The organism is Coriobacteriia bacterium (assembly GCA_003149935.1).
In the GTDB taxonomy this organism is placed as follows: domain Bacteria; phylum Actinomycetota; class Coriobacteriia; order Coriobacteriales; family QAMH01; genus QAMH01.
The window spans coordinates 1-24,793 of sequence record QAMH01000010.1 but is presented as its reverse complement, the minus strand read 5'-3'; the positions used below and the strand labels follow the sequence as shown (position 1 = coordinate 24,793).

The window sequence follows — 24,793 nt, the reverse complement described above, 5'->3', positions numbered from 1 at the left end:
TTTGAGATGCCGGATCCGAGTGACGTCAATCGGGTTATTTGAATCTGTCTTCGAGGTACTCGCGGAATCCGGGAAGCTCAAAAGAAACGTAGGACGACCCTCGCTCGCCTATGACTCCCTGCTCTATCAAGCGACGCTTGTACGTGCTTGTGTAGTTGCTGGCCTCTCCCATTCTCGAGGCGATATCCGATAAGCGACTTTCCCTCGTATCGGCAAGCATTGCCCGAAGAAAGCGAATGTCCCCATCCGAGAGGTCATAATACGTTGCGTCGAGCACTCGTTCGGAGAAGCTTGCTCTGGCACGTGCTATGCCCCAGTGAACATCTTCTTCGGAGACCGTCTCGCTATCGGGGTTTCTGGCCCAGCTTTGGTAGCCTACAAGTTGCATGAGGTAAGGAAAGCCCTCGCTAGCTTTAGCTGCTGATGAGAGGGCCTCAAGTGAAATAGAACGGCCACCTTCCTCGATAGTGGTTCTGATGCCCTCGGCAATGTCTTCATCGGATATGCGCACCAGCTTGTGTTGGTTTGCTCTGCGTAAAAACGAAACGGACTCGTTTCGCAAAAGCGAATTGACATTGCCTGGAAGACCGGCAAGTAGCAGGCCCACCTGTCGCTCTTCTCCCACAAAGTGCTGGTATGTGGTTGCAAGATGAACCATTTCATCGAGCTTGGGATTAACTTCATCTACGGTGATCAGCAGCCCGATCTCCTGATCGTTTAACGAGGCAATGATCTTTCCCATCTGCGTACGCCAGTTGCCACGCTCCTGCGTCGGGTTGTCCCATTCCAAACCAAGAAATTGGCCAATGGTGAGACTCCTCAATCTTGGATTGTCAGAGGCTTCGAGGAACTGCGCGGCTCCCTGCTTGGTCTGCTCAAGAATATCTTCGAGCATCCCGGGAATGGCCGTGACATTAACGGCTATCCAACCATGGGCCGATGCGATACGCGATAGATAGAGCAAGAGCGCGGTTTTTCCCGTGCCACGGGCGCCAGTGTAGATTGTCGATAAATTGGGGTCGCCCGAACCAATATCGAAAGCCTGCTCCATCTCTTCTATGATGGCATCTCTTCCCGTCATCAAGAGCGGAATTCGTCCAAATGTGGGAGTGAAAGGATTCGGCACCATATAAGGCCTTTCGGATAAGATTGGCTTTTGCATTTTTAGGCGATTTTTGCATTTTTAGGCGATTTTTGCAAGATTAGGCATCAGCTGTTGAAAGCACGCATGTCACCGAAATTCCATGTGGTTCCAATTACTGAGCTCTGCGTCTAGCCCGGGAGCTGCAGCGGCTTCTCGTCTGGCAGGCCGCACCACTGGCGCACGCGCTTGAGCATGCCGTCGATGTCGAGGACACTCTCGGCGAAGCCCTTGCGGATGAGCTCGATGGGCACGTATTCGTCGTATTTCTCCCAGATGGGGATTTCGTCGGGATAGACGAGGTCAAGGGGATCGAACGGTGTGGTTGCCTGCTCCGCGAGCACATCGTAGAAGAGCTGCTCGTCGCCCTTCATGCGAAACTCCATGAAATAGGGACGCGACGAGTCCAGACCCTTGAGTTGGAGCTGGTCGGCGCACTTGATCTTGAGGAAACGCTCGAGTGCGAGGAAGGCGTAGCTGCCAAGCCAGGGGAAGAGCCCCCAGGTGTTGCCACCCAGACGAACGAGCGGGATGTGGTCGAGATGGGCGTTGCGTGCGGTCGAGCGGGCCTGGGCGAGCCTGCCGCGCGCGTTGTCCATGAGGTAGGGATAATCCGCATCTTCCATGAGCACGCGCAGCATGCGCTCGAGTACGACCGTGTTGATGTCGCCGGGGCAGTCGCCAAAGTAGGCCGGCACTTGGCCCTTTACTTGCGTGGCGTAGACGAGGTGGCGCTTGTGGTCGACCTCCTCGACGAGCCAGGTGGCACCGGCTATGGCGAGCTTTTCGCCCACGGGCGGTGGCAGCACGATGGTGCCGAGCTCCTGGGACTCGTTGCGAACGGTGTACTCCTCGTTTTCCTGGAAGACGCCGTAGAAGCGGTAGCTGTTGATGACGCGCTCGCCTGCGATGCCGACGATGAGACCGCCCTCCTCGGTGAGCTGGATGTGGTCGATGTCGATGAGGTGGTGTAGCAGGACGCGGAAGTCCTCGCTGCTCACGCGATGAAAGTACCCGAGGGTAAGGACGCGGGCTGCGAGCTCGGCCGGCGTCATCTCGCCCCCGCTGGCAAGGGTTGCCATGGTCTGGTGGTAGAGCAGGCTGTAGGGCAGGCGGTCGAGTCGCGGTGGCTCGACCCAGCGATCCTCGAGGTAGAGTTGTACGAGTGCGATGCCCTGCAGGAGCTTCCAGGGGATGGTCGCGCCCAGGGTGGTGCGCGGCTCGGCGCGGTCCTCGCGCATGACGAACCACATCTCCGGGGGCGAGCCTCGCCGTCCCGTACGCCCCATGCGCTGCAAGAACGCGCTCACCGTGAAGGGGGCATCGATCTGGAAGGCGCGCTCGAGGCGACCGATGTCGATGCCGAGTTCGAGGGTGGCCGTGGTGACGGTCGTCTGGTCGAGCTCCTCGTCGCGCATGACGTCTTCCGCGCTCTCGCGCACGGCCGACGAGAGGTTGCCGTGATGGATGAGGAAACGGTCGGGCTCGTTGTTGGCCTCGCAATAGCGACGTAGCGTGGTGGTGACGCCTTCGGCCTCCTCGCGCGAGTTGCAGAAGACGAGGCACTTCTTGCCACGCGTATGCTCGAAGATGTAGCCGAGGCCGAGGTCCGCGCCTGCGGGAGCGGCATCGGTGGCGGGTTCGGGCGGGGAGGGTGAGACACATTGGACAGGTACATCTGTCTCATTGGATTCTGCCAATGAGACAGATGTACCTGTCCAATGTGTCTCACCCATTTCCTCGGCGCCCTCTCCCACGAAGAAGTGAGACATGGACAGGCGCCAGCGCTGCTGCGTGTCCTCGATGCGGGGGATGATGGTGTCGCGACCCGAGCCGGCGCCAAGGAAGCGTCCGGCCAGCTCGAGGTCGCCGATGGTTGCCGACAACCCGATGCGTCGCGGGCTGCATGATGCGAGACGCGAGAGGCGTTCGATGAGGCAGAGACATTGACCACCGCGGTCGGCGCGCATGAGGGAGTGAATCTCGTCGATGACGATGAAGCGCAGGTCGCCGAAGAGCGCGGGGATGTGGGAATGCTTGTGCAGGAGCAGCGCTTCGAGGGATTCCGGCGTGATCTGCAAGATGCCGCTCGGGTGCTTGAGCAGCTTGCTCTTGCGTGATTGCGCGACGTCGCCGTGCCAACGCCAGACGGGAATCTCGGCCTCCTCGCAGAGCTCGGTGAGACGGCCGAACTGGTCGTTGATGAGCGCCTTGAGCGGTGCGATGTAGAGCACGCCGACGCTCGAGGAGGGGTCCTCATCAAGCTGGGAGAGTATGGGGAAGAACGCAGCCTCGGTCTTGCCGGAGGCCGTGGATGCGGCCAGCAAGACGTTGTCCTCGGAATTGAAGATGGCATCGGCGGCGGCGACTTGCACCGAACGCAGGCTTTCCCAGCCGTTACGGTAGATGAAGTCCTGGATGAAGGGCGCATATGAGGCAAAGACGTCCATGATCACCGCCTAGAGCGTGAACTCGAAGAAGTTCTCTTGCCGGTCGCTTGTCTCGGCAGCCACGCTCACGTTACTCGAAGCATCGGGCGCAATGGCGCTGGTGAATGCTTCGCTTGCCAGCAGCTCGTCCATCTGCGCGTCGGGATTCTGGTACATGATGTCGAGCAGCTCGATGAAATCGCGGATGACCTCGCGGGGCGTGATGTGCGTGGTTGCTCCCACACGCTCGAACTCCGTCTTGATGAACTGGACGAGCTGATCGTCGGTCAGGCGTGGCTCGTAATCGAAGAGCTGCGCGTGGATGGCGGTGAGCTTCTCGGCGAGTACGAAGAGCTCCTCGTGCGTGAGTGGCACGAGACGGATGATGGGGGCGAGCATGTCCTTGTATTGCTGGCTGGCGAAGCGCCCTTCGGCCAGACGGCTGCGCAGTGCCTCGTACGAGTAGACGCCACGGCGCTTGTCCTCGACGCACTGGGGCGTGCCACCCATGATGATGCCCAGATGCTGCGCCTTACCCTGCAGCGTATCGTTGTACATCGTGAGGATCTTCTCGTAGTTGTACTGGCGCGTGATGGAGTTGGGCACCTTGTAGATGTTCACGAGCTCGTCGATGAGCACGAGCAACCCGGCGTAGCCCGCTTGCACGAGGAAGGATGCGAAAAGCTTGATGTACTCGTACCAATCGTCGTCGGAGATGACGATGCGGATGCCGAGCTCGGTCTTGGCCTCGGTCTTGTTGGCGTATTCGCCCCTGAACCATTTGATGACCTTGGCTTTGGTGTCCTCGTCATCGTTGACGTAGGCGCGGTAGTACATGACGAGCAGCTGCGCGAAGTCAAAGCCGTGCACGAGCTCCGAGAGCGTGCTCACCACTTCGTGGATGCGCATCTCGACACGCTGCGCGAAAGCTTCCGTACCGGGCTCGAGCCCTTCGGCAAGCACGTCTTGCTGCACGCTCGAAATCCAACGATCGAGGATGAGCGTGAGCGCGCCACCTTCGGGGCGTGTCTTGGTCGACATGTTGCGGATGAGCTCCTTGTAGGTGGCAAGGCCCTGGCCGTGGCTGCCCTGGAGACGGCGCTCGGGGGAGAGGTCGGCATCGACGACGACGAAGTTACGATCCATCGCATAGTTGCGGATGGTTTGCAGCAGGAAGCTCTTGCCGCTTCCGTATTTGCCGACGATGAAGCGGAAGGTTGCCCCGCCGTCGGCGATGATGTCGACGTCGTGGAGCAGCGCATCGATCTCCGCCTCACGACCGACCGCGACGTAGGGCAGGCCGACACGTGGCACGACGCCGCCCTTAAGGGAGTTGAGCACGGTCGATGCGATGCGTTTGGGGATCTTGGTGGCCATGACAGCTCCTTCAGGACAGGCCGAGCAGCGTGCGCAGCTCGGGGGCGTAGTCTTCGATGATGGCGGGCTCGTCGCCGGTGGCGTCTATGCAGATATCGGCGAACTCGTCGTAGAGCTTGTCGTTGATGGAGTCGACGAGCACGGATGCCATGCAGGCATGCGCGCGCTCGAACTCGCGCACCGAGCCGCCGGAGAGCAGGCATGCGACAAGTTCGATTTCTTTGGGGGAAAGCGAGGGTGCGGATGGGCCGTCCCCCCTGTCATTTCGACCGAGGGCGGATGGGCTGCTCCCGTTGTCATTTCGACCGGAGGCGCGAAGCGCCGGAGTGGAGAAATCTCCCTCGCCACAGCAGGCAGAACGTAAGGGTCGAGATTTCTCGACTGCGCTCACTTCGTTCGCTTCGCTCGAAATGGCAGCAGGGGCGGAAGGATTTCTCGACTCGCTTCGCACGCTCGAAATGACAGCAGGGACGCCGTTCCCTATTGTCATTTCGACCGGAGCGGCCGCAAGGCCGCGGAGTGGAGAAATCCCTTCCCCTTCCTCCACGATGAGCTTCTCGCAGGTCTCATTCGCTGCTTTGCGGATGTGGTCGAGCTGCGAAAAATCGATATGCACGGCCCGTTCCTCGCGCAGGCGTGTCTCCTCGGCGAGCTCACTTGCCCGCGTCTCGACGGCCTTGAGCAGGTACTTGGTTGTGAGCTTGCGCTCGAGCGTGTTGGGGTATGCGTAGACATCGCGCAGAATGCACTCGCAAGTCTCGAGCAGCTGGGTGACCCAGGGGATTGGATATTCGAGATTCTCGTAGCGCGTGCGGAACCAGGCTGCGCCCCGACAATAGACGGTGTCGTGGGGACTGATCTGGTACTCGGCGCTTGTAATGTTGAGTGGGTTGGCGAAGACGGCCCGTTCGAACAGCCAGAGGCGTTCGTTCTTGAGGCGTCCGGCAAGCTTGGCGGGTAGCGTGGTCTTGAGCTTGGCGTGATGCTGGGCGGCAGCTCGGTAGGCATGCGCAACGAGGTGGCGCAGCTCGGCTTCGTGCTCGACGAAGAAGGGGGAGTCCATGATCGCATAGCCACTGAGTGTGACAAGCGCATCGAAGAGCTCGCCTTCCGCATGCATCTCATGGTGCAGCAGCACGTCGAAGGCGGCATCGCGCTTGGCGAACGAGCGCGTGCGCAGCAAGCCTGCATCCAGGCCGTAGTAGATGACGAAATCATCGAGCCAGGTATCGAAGAGCTGGCCGAAGCGCGTGTCGAAGCGGCGGTACGCCGTGCCGAAGGCGAGCAGCGTGTCATAGGCGTCCTGCGCGCTTGAGACGCCGATGAGGTTGATAAGCTCGTAGAGGTAGACGTAGGCAAAGGAGAGCGAGCCTTGCTCGATGTTGCCGTGACGTACCTTGGTGCGCCACGCAAAATAGCCGCGTAGCTGCTCGTTGCTCATGTCCTCGTAGCTGGGGTAGTAATGCGAAAACGTGCCGATGAATTCGAAGTCGTCCTCGTAACCGGCAAGGAGCCGCGCTTGCTCGTAAAAGACGTCGACGACGCTGAGATTACGTGCGTAACCCTGCTTCGCGAGCTGGCGGGCCTCGCGGATGGCATCCGGCACGAAGCTCTTGAGCTGGCTACCCGTCATGATGATGGGCTGGTCTTGGTAGACGGTTTTGCTAAAGGCGGCATTGGAGCGCAGGCGCTGGGAGATCTGCGTGCGCAGCTCGTCGACGCTCATCTGCCGTGCCGAGCGTTGCGCCATGCTGTCTCCTTTCCGCCTGCCGTGAGCCATCAAGGTCAGGCATACGAGTATACACGAAAGCGAACATGTGTTCTATATAGCATATGTCCCAGGAGTGGCATGGCTTTTACATGGCACCATCACGCAAGGCGGGCACCTTGAACAGAAATTCCGCCATGTTCAAGGGGACGTTGACAAGCCAGCCCTGGTCTTTATAAGGTTTAGCAGAGAAGCGTACGGATTTCTGTATGTCATAGCGTTTTGCGAAGTTGGCGATGCTTGAGCCCCTGACGTTTTCCTCGGCCTTGACTTCGACTGGCAAAACCGAAGCACCATTCTGCACGACGAAGTCTACTTCGCCCTTTTTGTTCTTCCCATCTGCCGACCAATAATAGGGGACACACGAATTGGTTGACACGAGCTGTTGGCAGACGTACTGCTCTGCGTAAGCACCCTTGTACTCTGTGAATAGCTTGTTCCCCATGATGATGGAGCTCGCGTCAAGCGAGGTCATTGCACCCAGCAATCCGATGTCGAGAAGGTAGAGCTTGAAATAGGAGCTGTCCGCATATCCTGCCAAGGGTATTCCCGGTTTCGATATGCGCTCGACTTTCGTCACGAGTCCGGCGTCGATGAGCCATGCTACTGCATCACGATAGTCACGGCCGCGCGCATGCTCCTCTATCGCTGCATAGGTAAAGCGCTTCATGTCGCTTTCACGGGCAAGTTGTCTGGGGACTGATTTCCACGTTTGCCTGATTCGCTCGGTCGTGGTTGGGTTGGGCACGTGCTTTGCAAAGTCGCGTTCGTATCCGTTGATGAGCTCTGTCTGCACTTGACGCACGCGTTCGAAATCTCCGCTTTCCACGTACTCCGTAACAGCCTCGGGCATTCCCCCCACGTACATGTATGTCTTCAGATGTTCTTCGAGACGCTCGTGAAAGGCGTCTGCCATCTCCATATCGCCTGACCTGAGGATGTCCGCGAACTGCCCCTGTCCCAGAGCTTCGAGGTACTCGTCGAATGCCATTGGATGCAAGTCAAGGTAGTTTACTTTGCCTACAGGCCAGGAGGCTCCATTGGGAGCTGTGTCCGTTGCACGATTGAGGGCAAGTCCAAGGAGGGAGCCCGCAGCGATAACGGGAATCTCGGGTCTTTCCTCGCAGAAGCGCTTGAGGGATGTCAGCGCCCGGGGGCATTCTTGGATTTCATCCAGAAAGACGAGGACGTCTCCCGATTGTGGGTTCGTGCCTGTCGCGGCACCGATGATAGTGAGCAACCGATCTGGGTCAAGGCTTCTTTCAAAAGCGCGCTGCATCTCCTCGTTGTCCAGAAAGACTACATGGGCGACTTGCTCAAAATGAGTCTTCCCGAATTCCAACGCAAGCCAAGTCTTCCCTACCTGCCTTGCCCCGTTGATGATGAGCGGCTTTCTGCGAAGGTCATCTTTCCATGCGATAAGTCTAGCCATGGCGTTACGATGCATCTTTGCCTCCAATGGCGAATCCCGATATCGGTATTGGCCCTATTATGGCGAATCCCGATATCGGCATCAACCAAATAATGGCGAATCCCGAAAGGACAGGAGTGCCGCGTGAACAGGGGGACGTAGCCCTGTTCACGCGTTTGAGGTAAGCCCTCGTCGTCCTTCGACTCGCTTGCGCTCGCTCAGGACGGCGCGACGTATTGCCAGATATCGTCATTTGCATGCATCTGTCACCCGTGGCGTAACGTCTGCGCGCGCCGCTTCCCCACCCGCAGACAGCTGCATCGTACTGCCAGTTGTCCGTTTGAGCGTGCTCGGCAAGCATGGAGCCACTGACAACCCAGGTGAAAGGGGGACGTTATGGTAAAAGACGTCGAGCAATACGGTTTGGAGGAGATGGGCTGGGACAAGGTACCGACCGAAATCATCGACAAGTCCATGATTGAGCTCATGGATCTCACGGGACGCAACATCCTCGTTACAGGTGCAGGTGGTCCATGCTTGGGTCAGGCGATATGCAATCGCGTTGCCAGCCTGGGCGCCAACGTCATCTGCGTAGGTCGTCGCGAGGAGAACACGCGTGACACCGCCGAAAAGGTCGCCAAGCGCTGGGGCGTGAAGACCTGGGTGTTTACCTGCGATTTGACCAAGTACGACGAGGTCGGTGCGTGCTTCAAAGCAATCCATGACGAAGTGGGACGCATCGATGTGCTCGTGAACAGCGCCAACTTCAACGCAGGCGGTCCGTTCAAGGACTTTACCGAAGAGCAGATCAAGCTGAGTGTCGAGGGCCCGTACGTTTCCGTCATCAACACCTGCCGTCATATCTGCGATTACATGATTCCCCAGGGTGGGGGAAAGATCATCAACATCTCCTCGGAAGCCTCACAGCGTTCCGACAATGTGAACCTGTCCGTGTATGGCGCTTCCAAGTCGGCCGTCAACGGCCTTACCCGCTCGCTTGCCGGGGAACTCGCGCAATACGGCATCATCGTCAACGGGGTTGCGGCAGGCGTCATGTTCAAGAAGACGCTGCGCGCCATGTTCGAAAACCCCACCGAGGAGAATCTGGGCATACGCGCCTCGATGGTGGGTACCGTGCAGGACACCATCTTGAAGCGCGTCTCCATTCCCGAGGAAGTCGCGAGCACGGTTGCGTTTCTGTGTTCGGATGCCTGTACGTACATTGCTGGTCAGACCATCTTCAATGGTGGCGGTGCGACGGTCTAACGCTTAGAAGGGTTACAGTTTGAAGGTTTTGTAACCTCGATATGGACGAACATATGGCGCAGTTGGAATCAAGCGCCTTTGGCGAGCCCCCGTCCCCCATAATGATACGCATCATGTTGGGGGGATGGGGGTTTGCCATGAACGTCGAGGAGAGGATCGAGAAAAGCTTCAGATCGCTGCTTACCAGGATGTCCTATCAGAAGATCACGGTGTCGGCGATTTGCGAGGATGCGGGAATCGCACGCAAGACCTTCTACGTGCACTTCACCGACAAGGAAGCTTTGGTCGCGCATATATTCAAACGCGACGTGGTGATGACGCAGTCGCAGCTGCGCGAGCTTCTCCCGCGTGATTACGCGGTCGAGAATGCGGTCATGTTCAACGTGAAGCTCTACCAGTCGGTGCTTGCCGAAAAGGACTTCTACATACGGCTCGTGGGCCCTATGCGCGGAGTCGATGATACCTTTTTGCGCGTTGCGACCAATATCATCTACGAGTACAACCTCATGATCCTCGATGAGCGCGGCACCGAGCTTCCCGCATGGGAACGGGACTACACGGCATACTTCTTTGGCTCATCGCAGGCGATGCTCATGCAAAAGTGGATATCTGATGGCATGGAGATTCCACCCGAGAAGCTCGGCGAGCTCTACAGCCGTCTGGCGCTGGGCTATTGGCGTGACAGGAATGATCAGGCCCAGTTCCCGAGTTACAAGTAGCGTAAGTGTGAACCGGGCAGGTGACGGTTATTTGAACCGTTACCACATCATAGACGTATGTATCCATATAGCGGGGGCGCAAAAACGCGCCACCGCTTTTGTTATCTAGGCATTTTTCCTCTCACGCAGCATGGTGGTGCATGGGGCAATGCAGCGTGAATGTTTCCGTGAGACGGGGAGTCTGACGGCAAAGGTGCATTGCGAGACGCATCGCATAGGGCGGCGTCTCATGCCCGAGGATTCAAGGAGGAAAGATGGGAGAGAAAGAAGTGCAGGCCGAGAAACCCAACGCGTTTCTCGCCGCGCCCAATCGGGCGAAGACGCTCACGCTCGTGGGCATCTACATCGCGCTCTTGGGCTCGCTTATCCAGTCCAACACGATGTCTACGCTGTTAGCAGTGGCGGCGGCTGATATTGGCGGTACGGACTACTATTCGCTCGCGTCGAATCTTGGCGGCGTTTGCGGCATCATCGTCATGCCGCTATGGGCCTATCTCACGTCTAAGTCGCCGCAGCTCAAGCGGCCGATTTTTGCGATTTCCATGTTCATCGGCGCAGCTGTCATCTTGATCAGGGCCATATCGCCCGACATGATGACCATTGTCGTGACCGGAACCTTCTACGGTTTCGTGAGCTCGGGCTTGTTTGTTGTGGGATATTCGATGATTCGCGACATGTATGGCCCCGAGAAGGCCGGTACCTATTTGGGCGTATGCGGCACGGTCATGATGGTTGGCGCGCTTGTTGGTCCTGTCGTAGGCGGCGTCATCATGGACTTCTTGGGTTGGCGCGTGCTGTGTTGGATCATCTGGCCGATCATGGCGCTTGGTGGCCTCATCGTTCTGCTTTTTGGCGTGAAGGTTACCAAGGAGCAGGTGGCCGACCTCGCATCGACCAGGGCGGCCTTTGATGTGCCCGGCACCATCTTCATGGCCATCTTCCTGGGTGCCTTCGTCATTGCGCTTTCCACTGGCACGAGCCTCATGCGCTTTGGCACGCTTCCCTCGAACATCGTGTTCGTCGTTGCGGCCGTCGCCTTCGTTGTCTTCATTGTCGTGCTCGTCAAGAAGAAGGATGCGGCTATCATCCCATTGAGTGTCTTCAAGGACCGCAATTCGGTGTGCTTCATCATCTCGAACTTCTTCTCGAACATCGCCAACATGGCGCTGTTCTTCTTCCTGCCGCTCTATGTTATCCAGGTCATGGGTCTATCGACGACCGAGTCCGGCATTATCATGGCCTGCTATTCGGTGGCTGGCCTGTTCCTGAGCCCCATCTACGGCAAGATCATCGGCAAGTCCGGCTCTGCCAAGAGCTCGATTCTCGTCGTCTCGGTCTTTCGCATCATCGTCGCGCTGCTGTTCATCTTCTTCCTGACGCCGACGACCCCGATGTGGCTCATCTGCATCTTCATGCTCATTGGTGGCGTCTACAACTGCGCTGGCGGCTCGGTGTTCTCCGCAGGCCCGCAGGTCCAGCTCAAGCCCGAGATTCGCAACCAGGCCAATTCCGTCATCCAGCAGATGCAGACGCTTGGTAGCTCCATCGGCATCGCGGTGTTCACGCTATGCATTGGCATCGGTGGCCTCATGGGCGGCATCATGATCGCTATCTGGGTATCCATCGTCTGCGCCGTAATCGCGGGCGTGGCTGCGTTGGGTTTGAAGAAGCTTTCCAAGGACGAGTAGCGTTCGATTTGCAAAAGATGTCGCGCCCGTGCTCACATGCATGGGCGCGATGGGGTGGGACGGGAGTCCCGCGAAAGGAGGCTCATCATGAGCTACGAGAAGGATCCCTTTGATATGACCGGTCGCGTGGCGATCATCACGGGCGCGAGCTCGCACGGCATCGGTAACGAGTCCGCGCGCATCCTCGCCGCGCATGGCTGCAAGGTATTCCTGACGGCACGTCGCGAAGAGCAGCTCAAGAGCGCGGTTGCCGAGATCGAGGCCGATGGCGGCGAGGCTGGATACGCCGTGTGCGATGTCTCGAGCGAAGAGCAGTGCAAGGCAGCAATCGAAGCATGCGTCGCGAAGTTTGGAAGGCTCGACGTCATGGTGCTTGCTGCGGGCATTTCCGGTTTATCGGCATCTGGTGGCATGGATGCGATCTTCGATACCGACAACTACAAGAAGATGGTTGGTATCAACATGGACGGCGTGTTCTGGATGCTCAAGCATGGCTACGCCGAATGCGCCAAGCATGGCGTGGGCTCCATCATCCCCGTGGGCTCGCTTGCCTCATGGCATGCCAGCGGCAGTGCTGCCTACACGGCCGGCAAGTGCGCCATCCGCGGCTGGGTCACCTACTTTGGCAAGGCGTTTGCGCCCATGAAGCTTCGCATCAATGGTCTGTATCCAGGTCTTGTCGCGACTGATATGACGCAGGCAGCTGTCGATAACGAGCAAGCTTCCAAGATGATGCTCGCCAACATTCCGCTGGGCCGCTTTGGCGAGGTCAAGGACATGGCACACGGCGTCTTGTTCTTGGCAAGCGATGCGTCGAGCTGGATGACCGGGCAGCATCTTGTCATCGACGGCGGCGAGCTGGCGCAAGGCTAGAGAGGATTGGGTCATGAGCATAGAAGGAAAGGTGCAGGTTGTTCCCGGAGGAACTTCGGGCATGGGCATGGCTGCCGCCAAGGAGCTGGGACAGTATGGCCCGGTCGTCATTGCCGGGCGCAACGAGAAGCGACTCGCCGACGCGCTCGAACAGCTGAAGGCCGATGGCATCGAGGTCTATGGCAAGCAGTGTGACGTGGGCGATAGGCAGTCGGTCAAGGAGCTCGTGGAGTATGCCACGTCCCTGGGGCCGATCGGCGCGGTGGTCAACGCCGCCGGTGTCGACTGGGGCGATGTTCCCGATAGCGCGCTCATCCAGATCAACATGCTTGGCGTGGTGTACGTGACCGAGGAGTTCCTGCCCCACATGGACGACAGCGTGATGATGCACTTCTCTTCAGTGACGGGATACCTCTACCAGCCGTCACCCGCCGATATCGAGGTGTGGAGTCACCCGGACGACCCTGGCTTCGTCGAGAAGTGGACGAAGGTCGTGGAATCGACCGATTACCCCTTCCCCGAGATGCTGGGCGACAGCTTCGCGTTCTATGCGGGTTCCAAGCGCTTCGTCATGTACTACACGATGGCGAATGCCATGCGCTTTGGCAAGCGCAACTCGCGCATTCTGTCGATTGCGCCCGGCTCGTTCGACACGCCGATGCTGCGCGGCGGCGCGGGCAACACCGAATCGACCAAGCAGGGCACCGCCTTTGGCCGCTTCGGCACGCCCGAGGAGATGGCGGTGCTTATCGCGCAGCTGGTGGGCCCGGGACACGATTACCTCACGGGTGTCGACGTCCTGCATGACGGCGGCAAGCTCGCACTCACGACCGTCAAGCAGCTCGACTAGGGGAACGAGCCCCGCGGATCGCGTGGATGCGCGGCCTCTGCGTCGGAGGCTACACTGCGTCCGCGGGTTCGGGACGGTGAATTGAGCGAGGCGGGGAGAGCAGAGCCGAGGTTAAGGGAGCGAGCCGCGAAGACCGCGAAGCGGGCTTGCGGGGAGCGACCGTCAAGGCGATGCCCTTCCCGCCTCGCGTCGTTTTGCCTTAGGGTAACAAAACGCCGCATGTGTGCGCGAACGCCCTTTGTCCCCCGGTGATACAATGAGATGGGGGAAGGGCTGGAAATCATGACGGAGGCACAGCAACGCGTCGTCGATGCGCTCGAGGGCATGCTCAACGAGATGCCGTATCGTAAGATAACGGTCCATGAACTCTGCCTGCGTGCCAAGGTATCGCGCAATACCTTCTATACCAACTTCGAGGACAAGGAAGACGTGGCGCGCTTCGTATTTGATGCCCGCGTCGTGCAGCCCATCCGCGACCTCAACCGACTCCTTACGATTGCCGACCTTGAACCACTCATGGTGCGCATGAATGAGCAGATGTACGAGCGCCTCAAGGCAAACGGAGGCTTCTTTCGCAAGCTCATCTGTCCGATGCGCGGTACCGATGACACCTTCCTGCGCATCGCAACCCATGCGATCTACGATCTCAACATGGAGATCATCCCCAAGGTCTCGACGATCAGCGAGCCATGGAAGCTCGACTATGCCTCGTACTTCTTCGCCTCCTCGCAAGCCATGCTCATGCAAAAGTGGGTGTGCGATGGCATGGAGATAACTCCGGCCGATCTTTCGGAGTTCTATAGCTCGATTACATCAGCGTTTTGGCATGACGTATCGCGCTAATCCGCGCGAGTACATCTCTTTCACACAAGCGTCCTTCTGTAACCTTTCCACATACGGGGAACCTCAATCGGCCTGACACGCAAACGTATTGCATCCAATGATAATTGAAGCATTCCCCTCTCCTCTTCACTATGAATCCGAAAGCTGGCAAAGCCTGCATGAGGCGGCTTCGCAGCAGAAAAGAGAGGATGAAGGGAGAGCTTATGAGCAAGATCGAGACCACGCTCCAGAGCATCGCTAGTGGCGGCACGGGAGGTGAGATCACCGCAGTCGACACCATGGATGGCAAGGTCGTGCGCATCAGGCCGTTCCGAAGGGACACGTCTTATACCGAAGAAGAGCTGGCAAAGTCGATGTGGCAGATTGAGGTCGACGGCAAGGTGCTCAAGCCGACGATGAAGACCTGCCCCAACTACTTCGCGCTTGCCTACAAGAACCGCGTGTATTCCAAGAACCGCGTCTTAAAACCCTTGAAGCGCGTCGATTGGGAGCCGGGTGGCGACCCTGCCAAGATCAACGCGGCCAACCGCGGCAAGTCCAAGTTCGTCGAGATCTCCTGGGACGAGGCGCTCGACATCATGGAGAGCGAGCTCAGGCGCATCATCGACACGTACGGCCCCTACGCTGTTTTCTGCGTGGGCGAGGACGGGCACCGCGAGTCCAAGGACCTGCACGCCGGCGGCGGCATGCACGCAAACCTCATGGACAAGTTGGGTGGCTACACGCGCGAGACCCGCACGCCGGACTCCGTCGAGGGCTGGTACTGGGGTGCCAAGCACGTCTGGGGTTGCGGTTGCAACAAGGGCCTGGGTCTTGCCGCGCCTGTTGAGACCGGCTACAACCCCTGGAACGTCATCAAGGACGTTGCGGAGAATTCCCAGATGCTGCTTTTCGATGCTGGCGACTGGGAGCTCACTACCAACTATGCAAGCCTCTTCCTCTCGCAGCTCATGGATTACTTCGAGGTGCTTGGCAAGGAGATGGTGAGCGTCGACCCGTTCTGCAACTACACCAACGTCTGCCACAACATGAAGTGGATCCCGGTGCTTCCAAATACTGACGCAGCCTTCCACTTCGGCGTCTTCCATACGTTGATCACCGAGGGACTCTACGACAAGGACTACATCGAAACGCACGCCATCCACTTCGATAAGCTCGTCGATTACGTCATGGGCAAGGAGGACGGCGAGGTCAAGGATCCCAAGTGGGCAAGCGAGCGCTGTGGCGTTCCGACTTGGACAATCAAGGCCTTTGCGCGCAACGTCATGGAGAAGGCGACCGCACACGTCCACTACAGCTCTGGCCACATCAAGACGCCGTATAGCCATGAGCCCGCCCGCACCTCTGCCTATCTCATGGCCATGCAGGGCCTGGGCAAGCCAGGTGTGCAGCAGCTGCACCTTGGTTCGCTGGTCGTCGCCAAGGAGAAGATTGGCCGTTCCACGTCAGCGCCGTTTACCATGGCAATCCAGTGCCGCATGTTCTATCCCAGCGCGCAGACCATTCCGCGCACCCTTGTGGCCGAGGCGCTGCAGAAGGGCAAGCTCGAGTGGTGGGGTTCTCCCTCCATCGTCTACGTCGAGACGAGCGAGCAGTTCCAAAAATTCGTGTACCCCACGACCGAGGAGAGTTTCGTCACCGCTCTTGGTACGCCCAACGCGGCTATGGCTAACTCGCGCGGCATCACGCTCGAGGAGCTTGAGGCCGAGTACGAGAAGAAGAAGCAGAATATACCGCGCTTCTCCAAGGTTCACATGCTGTGGTCGGAGAAACCCTGCAACATGAACTGCTGGGACGGCGGCTTCAACTACCAGGACGCCATCCGCACCGACGAGGTCGAGTTCTTCGTGACCAACCACCAGTGGCTCGAGAATGACTCGCTGTTCGCCGACCTGGTGCTCCCCGTCACCACCTGCCTCGAGGACAACGACGACATGGGCTCTTCGCAGACGGTTTCCATGCGACACGCCGGTCTGACCCCACCTGCCATCGAGCCACGTGGCGAGAGCATGTCCGACTTCCACATTGCCGCCACTCTTGGCGAGCGCTTCGGCGTGCGCGAGGCGATCGACAAGGGCATGAGCGACGACATGTGGCTCGAGGTCGCCTTCCAGAGCTCGCGCCTGCCCGAGGAGATCGAGTGGGAGGACTACAAGGAGCGCGGCTACTACTATCCCCAGCTCGAGGAGAACTGGGAAGATATGGTTCCGGGCATGCGCAATTTCTACGAAGATCCCGAGGCCTATCCGCTGGACACCCCGAGTGGCAAACTCGAGTTCTGGAGCCAGGCGCTTGCGGACAACTTCCCCGATGACAAGGAGCGCCAGCCGCTTGCCAAGTGGATCGTCGGCGGGCCAGCCGAGGAGGGCTGGACGCATGACGAGACCTTCTGGGGCGAGCGCTGCAAGAAGTACCCGCTGCTGGTCACCGCAAACCCGGCAAAGTGGCGCGTGCATGTCCAGGGCGACGACATCAAGTGGTTCCGCGAGATCGAGACCTGCAAGGTCAAGGGCAAGGACGGCTACCTGTACGAGCCCGTCTGGATTGCCCCGGAAGACGCTGAGGCTCGCGGCATCAAGGATGGCGACATCTGCAAGGTGTACAACGACCGCGGCACGATTCTGTGCGGTGCGCGCATCTCCGAGCGCGTCGCCGAGCGAAGCGTGATCATCGCCAAGGGCAGCCGCGTAGACCCTATCGCCCCGCACCTGGACCGCGGCGGCGCGGCGAACTTGATTTGCCCGCAAAACCAGATCTCCAAGCACTGCAAGGGCTTTGCCGTCACCGGCTACCTCGCCGAGGTTCAGAAGGTCACGGACGAGGAGTACGAGGGCTGGAAGCGCGACTACCCGGAGGCGTTCGAGCGCAAGTATGACCCGGCCACCGGCATCACCCGTGACTCGTGGATCATCGAGAAGTAAAGAGAGGTCAACATGAAGGTATTTGTCATTGATCCCACCCGCTGCGTCGGCTGCCATGACTGCCAAATCGGCTGCAAGGACGAGCATTGCGGCAACTGCTGGATGCCGTACGCGGAGTCCCAGCCCGAGATCGGCCAGTTCTGGATGAAGGTCGATCAGAAGGAACGCGGGCACAAGCCGCATGTGCGCGTAAGCTACACCCCGCGCCTGTGCAACCACTGCGGCAACGCTCCGTGCATCAAGGCTGCGCAAAACGACGCGGTCTACCGCCGCGACGACGGCCTGGTCATCATCGACCCGGTCAAGGCCAAGGGCCAGAAGCAGATCGTGGACGCGTGCCCGTACGATGTGATCTACTGGAACGAGGAGCTCGAGATTCCTCAGAAGTGCACGGGCTGCGCGCACCTCATCGACGACCCCGAGCAGCCCATCCGCACCCCGCGCTGCGTGGACAACTGCCACCTGGACGTCATCCGCTTCGGTGAGGCCGAGGACTTCGACCTTGAGGACATGGAGGTCCTGCACCCCGAGTACAAGACCGACCCGCACGTGTACTACACGAAGCTCCCCAAGCGCTTCATTGCCGGCACGCTCTACGACCCGGACACCGAGGAGGTCGTCGTGGGCGCCAAGGTCACGGCTTCGTGGGCCGAGGGCGAGTTCACGACCATGACCGATGATTGGGGCGACTTCTGGCTGGAGGACCTGCCCGCCGCCGAGTGGCGTGTCGACTTCGAGAAGGACGGCAAGAGGGCCTTCCGTGAGGTTGATACCATCAAGGAGGACAAGGGCCTCGGAGACGTCGCGTTTGTGTAGATGCACGAGAACCTGGGGGCCGCCGCTGGAAATGCGGCGGCCTTTGCTCTTGTGAGGGGGACAGGCATATGGACAACAAGCTATTTGGTACCTACGGAATCAAGCAGCTGGGCTATTACGTCGAGAGCATCGAGGAGACGGCCGAGCTATTCCATGGCCTACTGGGGGCAGGACCGTTCATAGACCTGGGCGTAAACGTGCCCGATACCTGCAAGGTACGCGGCATGGAGGAGCCCGTCGAGATGCGCACTGCCATTGGCTATCTAGGTGACATGGAGATCGAGCTCATCGAGGTTCTGAGCAATTGCCCGAGCCCGTATCAGGAGATGGGGCGCTATGGGCTTAACCATTACAGCATATGGGTCGACGATGTCGAGCAGGCCAAGGCCGACTTCAAGGAGCGCGGCTTCGAGATTGCCATGGAGCTCACGAGTGGTGCGGGATTGCACGTCGTGTATTTTGACATGCGCGAGACGCTGGGGCAGTACATCGAGGTGAACAATCCCAATGACCGTCTCGCGCAGATGGGCAAGGGCATTCATCAGAAGCTGGATGACCCGGCGCTCATTGGCGTCCAAGATGTCATGAAGATGGTGGCAGGCAGGGATTAGCAATGCAAATTACGTTACGAGAAATACCCATCGTTGGGATTGACAAGGCAGCGCGCGCGTTTATCGACGCGCATGAGAATCGCTACTTTGAAGTCTCCAATGATTTGTTCGTTATGGAAGGCCCCGTCGAGGAAGGCACGATTGCCTACCATGGAAGCGGGTCGCATGGCGGGCATATCGTGCTCAAGCCGTTCTACAAGCGCAAGAACGGCCGTTGGACATACCTGTACGGACCAGATAACAGCTGCCGAAAGAGCCAGAGCTCATTGGCAATTAAGGCATAGGAAAGGGTGATGCTTATGCCACGACAAGGAGACCGCGTCATTGTCGAGTATCGCGGCAAGCTCGATGATGGTACCGTTTTCGCGAGTACCAGGGACCAGGGAGAGCCGCTCGAATTCACCATCGGGGCGGGCATCATGCTTCCGGACTTCGAGATGGCCATCATGAACCTCAACCCCGGCGAGTCGGTGAGCATTCACGTTCCCGCGGCGCAAGGCTATGGGATGCGCGACGAGAGCCTTGTGATATCGATGCCCGTGACCTCGCTTCCCAACGGCGAGCCGCTGCCCGTCGGGGCTATGCTCGGCATTCAGGGACCCGATGGCGAGGTTATGCGCGTGCGCGTTGTCGAGGTGAACGACGACGAGGTCGTCCTCGATTGCAATCACGAGCTTGCGGGCGAGGCGCTCAACTTCGACATCACGCTCGTGGATGTGGAGGATGACGATGTCATGGAGCGCGAGAAGCACGCTGCCGGCTGCGCATGCGGTTGCGATAGGCTGCAGGAGTCGTTGAAAGCCGTCAAATAGCACGCCGAGTCGCATCAGGAAACGGGGATAGCGTGTCAGGAAACGGGGATAGCGACATGCAAATTGCATGTCGCTATCCCCGTTTCCTGACACGACCCATAGTGCAAGTTGTGCCCCGCGCCTCATCTTGCACCACGCGCGCACGCGGATTCGAAGCCCAATCGTGCAAGTTGTGCTCTACGCCTCATCTTGCACCACGCGGGCTGACACCGAGCCCACTCTTACGGTTAGTTCTGCATCAGATAAACAAAGAAGGTGCCCGGGAACCGCATGGCCCCCGGGCACCTCTTGTTGCGACAGGAAAGCTCGTCCTAGTCACTGATGTTGAAGACCACCTTGCAGTTGTCGTCACGTCCGCATGCCGCCTCGAAGGCGCGAATGGGCTCGTCGAGGGGATACTCTGCTGTCACGAGCCTCGACAGGTCATATTCGCCGTCGGCGAGCAAGTCGATGCACTCGCGAATGTCTTCGGGAGTATAGCCGCGCGCACCCTTGACCGTGAACTCCTTGCTCATGAACTCGTTGGGAAGGATGGTAAGCGACGTGGGGTCGAGCCCAAGCGTGGTGAAGGTCGACTTACCACGTCCCTTCTCGAGGTATTCGCCAAGAATCGACCCGAGGCCAGCGTAGTCGATGACGGCGTCGACATCGGCGCGCTCGTACGTGAACGGGCTTGCCGTGCCAAATCTCTCGGCTGCGATTTCGTATGAGTCCTTGTCCTGGTTGCAGTAGGCCTCCACGCCGAATCCACGCGCGAACTCGACACGCGAGGGCATGTACTCGACGGCGATGATGTCCTTGATGCCCTGGTGCCTCATGGCGGCCCATCCCATGAGGCCAATGGGGCCGGCACCAATCATCATCACCTTGTCGCCCGGTTTCACGCCGGCGCGGTTCTTGGTGTGCACGCCCACGCCCATTGGTTCGAGCAGCACGGCTGTCTTGAAGGGTACGTTGTCGGGCAAGATGAAAACCGTCTCGCCAAGGCGCGCGTCGACGGTGGATGCATACTCGGCAAAGCCACCGGCCATGCACGACTTGCGCGGATCTCCCTTGCAAAAGTCAGGGTTGACCCATACGCGATCGCCGATTTTGATGCCTTCGACCTCGTCGCCGACTTCGACGACGATTCCCACGAACTCATGACCAAACTGGACGTCTTTGCCCCATAGGCCGCCAGCAAGCGGGCCACGATTGTATGCGTGGATGTCCGACCCGCAGATGCTTGCCCGTGCCACCTCGATGGTGATCCCTTTGGGTCCGCATTCGGGAATGGGCAGCGTGACGCATTCCACTTTGCCGATGTCTCGGTACATCAACGCCTTCATGTTCCCTTCCATGTTCTCTCCAATCCACTCGGGTTTCCCTGTATGTCTAGGGTATAGAGCAGGGCTGTCGCGCGGTAGCGGACAAAGAGGGGGAGGTGGGAGGGTGTCTAGCATGAAACCGGCGTTTGATAAGCAGCGCTCAACATCTTGCCTGATATGTAACGTGCTGCATAGACTATGCATGTCGATTGCTGCGAGGAGAAAACGATTTGCCTCGACTGGCAATTGATTGAGTGTGCTGTCACGAGCATCATATGAGCCAGGATTCGTGGTGACAGATGCCTGTCCATCGCATTAGCTCCTTTTCCTCAACTGGGCGTCTTGACGTGTCTGGAATCATGTCGGGTGAGCCTTCCCCTCATGGAGTGAATCCGCCCCCCTTATGCGGATGCGCTGCCGGAATCGCCGGCAGCGCATCTGGATTTTGCGGCTCACTCCGACGATTCGCCGGATTTGTGGGCCGGATTTCATCTGGCCCACACAAGTTGCAGTGGGCTGCGTGGGCCGCATGGAATGCGGCCCCTGCGCAAAGGATGATTCGCGGGCGAAGACAAGTTCATGATAAGTATTGATGCTTGACGTTAATAACGAATGACGTTAATATTCTTCCATGATAAAGTCGTTCAAAGATTCGGATACGCGCAAGCTTGCTGACGGACAGCATGTAGCCCGCTTCGCGAATATCGAGAGAGTGGCGCTCAGGAAAATTCGCCAGCTCCAGATTGCCGGATCGCTCAACGACTTGCGTGTGCCGCCCGGCAATCATCTTGAGGCCTTGAAGGGGAGTCGGGAGGGCCAGCATAGCATTCGCATAAACGATCAGTACCGCATCTGCTTTGTCTGGACGCAAGCCGGGTGCGCTGACGTCGAGATAGTCGACTATCACTAGGAGGTCAAGCCATGGGAACCGTCGAATATGCAATCGTGCCCGTCTCGCCAGGCGAGCTCCTCGAGGAGGAGTTCCTCAAGCCCATGGGCATCTCCAAGTATCGCCTGGCAAAGGATATTCACGTGCCTGCCGGCCGCATTGGTCAGATCGTCGCTGGCAAGCGTGCGGTCACGGCGGACACGGATCTGCGGCTCTGCAGGTACTTCGGCCTGACGGATGGCTATTGGCTACGTGCCCAGGCAGCATACGATACCGAGCTTGCCAGACGGCGCATCGAAGGCGAGCTTGCCACGATAACGCCCCTTTGCGAGCTCGAAATGGCCTAGTGCACCAGGTCCCTGCGCAAGGATTGGCCCGCGATCACGATTGTGCAGGGGACGCCTGCAAGGCACCCCGCGGGCTGCGTGAAACGCGGCCCCTGCGCAAAGAAAGAGTTGCTCGCACGTGGCAGAGATTGCCGTTTGTGACCTCGCCACGACAAGGATATACGGTCAGTGACCGGCTGTCTTTGTCATTTGGCAAAGATGGTTGGTCAGTGACCGGCAAAGCGTGTCGTCATCATTCGACGCCGCTGTGCGTTCGAGATGCTACAATCCACCGCAAGGGGAATTATTGCGGGGGAGGCATAATGACGGCGACGCAGGAGCGTGTCATCGAGGCGTTTACCGGCATGGTCAAGGAGATGCGCTACGACAAGATCACGGTGAACGAGCTGTGCAAGCGCGCGGGCGTCTCGCGCAACGCCTTCTACGCCAATTTCGAGGACAAGGAAGACGTCATCACCTATATCTTCCGGGAGGATGTCATCCAGCCCATCCGCGACCTCAATCGCCTGCTAACCAACAACGACCTCGACCCCATGATGGAACTCATCAACGAGCGCATGTACGAACGCCTGGCAGACAACGGGGAGTTCTATCGTAACCTCGTCGGGCCCATGCGCGGTCATGATGACACCTTCCTGCGCGTGGTCACGCATGTCATCTACGACCTGAACATGCATCTTATCCCGAGCGTTTCGACTTTGACGGATCCCCTCAAAGCCGACTACGTCTCGTACTTCTTTGCATCCTCGCAGGCCATGCTCATGCAAAAGTGGGTAAGTGACGGCTTTCCCATGACACCGCACGAGCTTTCCACGCTCTACAGCTCCATTACTGCGAGCTTTTGGCGCAGCATCAAGCAGTAGGCTCATTTTCGTACATCATTCTCGCAAGAGGATGTACAAACGAATTGATTTGTAATCCCGCACATCACGAAGCACCCAGATTGCTTTCGCACGTCAATGACTCGTTGACTTTGTAAATTGTGCGCTCCCTCCATGCAGAAGAAGATAGATGCACAAGGTGGCAAAGGTGTGTCTTTCGCATGCCCAATGCCATGAAGATGAGAGGAAGGAGAGCACATGAGCAAGATGGAGACGACGCTCCAGAGCATTGCTTGCGGCGGTACGGGCGGTGAGATGACCGCGGTCGACACCATGGACGGCAAGATCGTGCGCATCAGGCCGTTTCGCATCGACACCAAGTACACGCTCGACGAGCTGAAGGACTCGATGTGGGAGATTGACGTCGACGGCGAGGTGTTCAAGCCGACGATTAAGACCTGCCCCAATTGGATGGCGCTTGCCTACAAGAACCGCGTGTACTCCAAGAACCGCGTGCTCAAACCGCTCAAGCGCGTGGACTGGGAGCCGGGCGGCGACCCCGCAAAGATCAACGCGGCCAACCGCGGCAAGTCCAAGTTCGTCGAGATCTCCTGGGACGAGGCGCTCGACATCATGGAGAGCGAGCTCAGGCGCATCATCGACACGTACGGCCCCTACGCTGTTTTCTGCGTGGGCGAGGACGGGCACCGCGAGTCCAAGGACCTGCACGCCGGCGGCGGCATGCACGCAAACCTCATGGACAAGTTGGGTGGCTACACGCGCGAGACCCGCACGCCGGACTCCGTCGAGGGCTGGTACTGGGGTGCCAAGCACGTCTGGGGTTGCGGTTGCAACAAGGGCCTGGGTCTTGCCGCGCCTGTTGAGACCGGCTACAACCCCTGGAACGTCATCAAGGACGTTGCGGAGAATTCCCAGATGCTGCTTTTCGATGCTGGCGACTGGGAGCTCACTACCAACTATGCAAGCCTCTTCCTCTCGCAGCTCATGGATTACTTCGAGGTGCTTGGCAAGGAGATGGTGAGCGTCGACCCGTTCTGCAACTACACCAACGTCTGCCACAACATGAAGTGGATCCCGGTGCTTCCAAATACTGACGCAGCCTTCCACTTCGGCGTCTTCCATACGTTGATCACCGAGGGACTCTACGACAAGGACTACATCGAAACGCACGCCATCCACTTCGATAAGCTCGTCGATTACGTCATGGGCAAGGAGGACGGCGAGGTCAAGGATCCCAAGTGGGCAAGCGAGCGCTGTGGCGTTCCGACTTGGACAATCAAGGCCTTTGCGCGCAACGTCATGGAGAAGGCGACCGCACACGTCCACTACAGCTCTGGCCACATCAAGACGCCGTATAGCCATGAGCCCGCCCGCACCTCTGCCTATCTCATGGCCATGCAGGGCCTGGGCAAGCCAGGTGTGCAGCAGCTGCACCTTGGTTCGCTGGTCGTCGCCAAGGAGAAGATTGGCCGTTCCACGTCAGCGCCGTTTACCATGGCAATCCAGTGCCGCATGTTCTATCCCAGCGCGCAGACCATTCCGCGCACCCTTGTGGCCGAGGCGCTGCAGAAGGGCAAGCTCGAGTGGTGGGGTTCTCCCTCCATCGTCTACGTCGAGACGAGCGAGCAGTTCCAAAAATTCGTGTACCCCACGACCGAGGAGAGTTTCGTCACCGCTCTTGGTACGCCCAACGCGGCTATGGCTAACTCGCGCGGCATCACGCTCGAGGAGCTTGAGGCCGAGTACGAGAAGAAGAAGCAGAATATACCGCGCTTCTCCAAGGTTCACATGCTGTGGTCGGAGAAACCCTGCAACATGAACTGCTGGGACGGCGGCTTCAACTACCAGGACGCCATCCGCACCGACGAGGTCGAGTTCTTCGT

At 58.8% G+C, this 24,793-nt stretch carries 21 protein-coding genes; 15 read left to right on the top strand and 6 right to left on the bottom strand.

What is annotated here, in order from left to right:
• Positions 1-34: 34 nt before the first annotated feature.
• From DBY20_08725 to DBY20_08705, 5 genes are all read right to left on the bottom strand, one after another.
• A complete protein-coding gene (locus DBY20_08725) occupies positions 35-1,129 on the bottom strand; it encodes an ATP-binding protein (GenBank protein PWL77447.1) in 1,095 nt (364 codons plus the stop codon).
• 143 nt (positions 1,130-1,272) lie between these two features.
• Positions 1,273-3,591, bottom strand: coding sequence for an ATP-dependent helicase (locus DBY20_08720; protein ID PWL77446.1), 2,319 nt, complete (start codon positions 3,589-3,591; stop codon positions 1,273-1,275).
• A 9-nt stretch (positions 3,592-3,600) separates the two neighbouring features.
• Complete coding sequence (locus DBY20_08715) at positions 3,601-4,947, bottom strand: biotin carboxylase (GenBank protein PWL77445.1); 1,347 nt, start codon at positions 4,945-4,947, stop codon at positions 3,601-3,603.
• A 10-nt stretch (positions 4,948-4,957) separates the two neighbouring features.
• Positions 4,958-6,727 (bottom strand): hypothetical protein, encoded by a 1,770-nt coding sequence (locus DBY20_08710; protein ID PWL77444.1) that lies wholly within the window; start codon positions 6,725-6,727, stop codon positions 4,958-4,960.
• A 76-nt stretch (positions 6,728-6,803) separates the two neighbouring features.
• On the bottom strand, positions 6,804-8,162 hold the full coding sequence (locus tag DBY20_08705; protein ID PWL77443.1) for an ATPase: 1,359 nt from the start codon (positions 8,160-8,162) through the stop codon (positions 6,804-6,806).
• A gap of 360 nt (positions 8,163-8,522) precedes the next feature.
• Here DBY20_08705 and DBY20_08700 point away from each other — a divergent pair, with 360 nt between their 5' ends.
• The 11 genes from DBY20_08700 to DBY20_08650 all read left to right on the top strand — a co-directional run bounded on the left by DBY20_08700 (position 8,523) and on the right by DBY20_08650 (position 19,525).
• A complete protein-coding gene (locus tag DBY20_08700) occupies positions 8,523-9,392 on the top strand; it encodes a short-chain dehydrogenase (protein ID PWL77442.1) in 870 nt (289 codons plus the stop codon).
• A 41-nt stretch (positions 9,393-9,433) separates the two neighbouring features.
• The gene (locus DBY20_08695; GenBank protein ID PWL77441.1) at positions 9,434-10,111 is read left to right on the top strand and encodes a hypothetical protein; all 678 of its coding nucleotides are present in this window, start codon (positions 9,434-9,436) and stop codon (positions 10,109-10,111) included.
• A 254-nt stretch (positions 10,112-10,365) separates the two neighbouring features.
• The gene (locus DBY20_08690) at positions 10,366-11,799 is read left to right on the top strand and encodes a hypothetical protein (GenBank protein ID PWL77440.1); all 1,434 of its coding nucleotides are present in this window, start codon (positions 10,366-10,368) and stop codon (positions 11,797-11,799) included.
• A gap of 36 nt (positions 11,800-11,835) precedes the next feature.
• A complete protein-coding gene (locus DBY20_08685) occupies positions 11,836-12,672 on the top strand; it encodes a hypothetical protein (protein ID PWL77439.1) in 837 nt (278 codons plus the stop codon).
• 13 nt (positions 12,673-12,685) lie between these two features.
• On the top strand, positions 12,686-13,522 hold the full coding sequence (locus tag DBY20_08680; protein ID PWL77438.1) for a hypothetical protein: 837 nt from the start codon (positions 12,686-12,688) through the stop codon (positions 13,520-13,522).
• Between the two features lie 261 nt (positions 13,523-13,783).
• Positions 13,784-14,365 carry a hypothetical protein gene (locus DBY20_08675; protein ID PWL77437.1) on the top strand — a complete coding sequence of 194 codons (582 nt, stop codon included), beginning with the start codon at positions 13,784-13,786 and terminating at the stop codon, positions 14,363-14,365.
• A gap of 131 nt (positions 14,366-14,496) precedes the next feature.
• Complete coding sequence (locus DBY20_08670) at positions 14,497-17,286, top strand: dehydrogenase (protein ID PWL77436.1); 2,790 nt, start codon at positions 14,497-14,499, stop codon at positions 17,284-17,286.
• Positions 17,287-17,298: 12 nt separating this feature from the next.
• Positions 17,299-18,102: an oxidoreductase gene (locus tag DBY20_08665; protein PWL77435.1), complete on the top strand. Its 804-nt coding sequence runs from the start codon at positions 17,299-17,301 to the stop codon at positions 18,100-18,102.
• A 68-nt stretch (positions 18,103-18,170) separates the two neighbouring features.
• Entirely contained in the window at positions 18,171-18,713 is a 543-nt protein-coding gene (locus DBY20_08660) for a hypothetical protein (protein ID PWL77434.1), read from the top strand.
• Between the two features lie 2 nt (positions 18,714-18,715).
• The gene (locus tag DBY20_08655) at positions 18,716-18,997 is read left to right on the top strand and encodes a hypothetical protein (GenBank protein ID PWL77433.1); all 282 of its coding nucleotides are present in this window, start codon (positions 18,716-18,718) and stop codon (positions 18,995-18,997) included.
• Between the two features lie 15 nt (positions 18,998-19,012).
• Positions 19,013-19,525 carry a peptidylprolyl isomerase gene (locus DBY20_08650; protein ID PWL77611.1) on the top strand — a complete coding sequence of 171 codons (513 nt, stop codon included), beginning with the start codon at positions 19,013-19,015 and terminating at the stop codon, positions 19,523-19,525.
• A gap of 311 nt (positions 19,526-19,836) precedes the next feature.
• Here the strand turns inward: DBY20_08650 and DBY20_08645 are convergent, their stop codons facing one another.
• Positions 19,837-21,036 carry a hypothetical protein gene (locus DBY20_08645; protein ID PWL77432.1) on the bottom strand — a complete coding sequence of 400 codons (1,200 nt, stop codon included), beginning with the start codon at positions 21,034-21,036 and terminating at the stop codon, positions 19,837-19,839.
• Positions 21,037-21,463: 427 nt separating this feature from the next.
• Here DBY20_08645 and DBY20_08640 point away from each other — a divergent pair, with 427 nt between their 5' ends.
• The 4 genes from DBY20_08640 to DBY20_08625 form a co-directional block, all read left to right on the top strand.
• On the top strand, positions 21,464-21,742 hold the full coding sequence (locus DBY20_08640; GenBank protein ID PWL77431.1) for an excinuclease ABC subunit A: 279 nt from the start codon (positions 21,464-21,466) through the stop codon (positions 21,740-21,742).
• Positions 21,743-21,753: 11 nt separating this feature from the next.
• On the top strand, positions 21,754-22,068 hold the full coding sequence (gene higA, locus DBY20_08635) for an addiction module antidote protein, HigA family (protein ID PWL77430.1): 315 nt from the start codon (positions 21,754-21,756) through the stop codon (positions 22,066-22,068).
• A 302-nt stretch (positions 22,069-22,370) separates the two neighbouring features.
• On the top strand, positions 22,371-22,931 hold the full coding sequence (locus DBY20_08630) for a hypothetical protein (GenBank protein ID PWL77429.1): 561 nt from the start codon (positions 22,371-22,373) through the stop codon (positions 22,929-22,931).
• Positions 22,932-23,147: 216 nt separating this feature from the next.
• A partial coding sequence (locus tag DBY20_08625; GenBank protein ID PWL77428.1) for a hypothetical protein occupies positions 23,148-24,793 on the top strand: 1,646 nt, incomplete at its 3' end.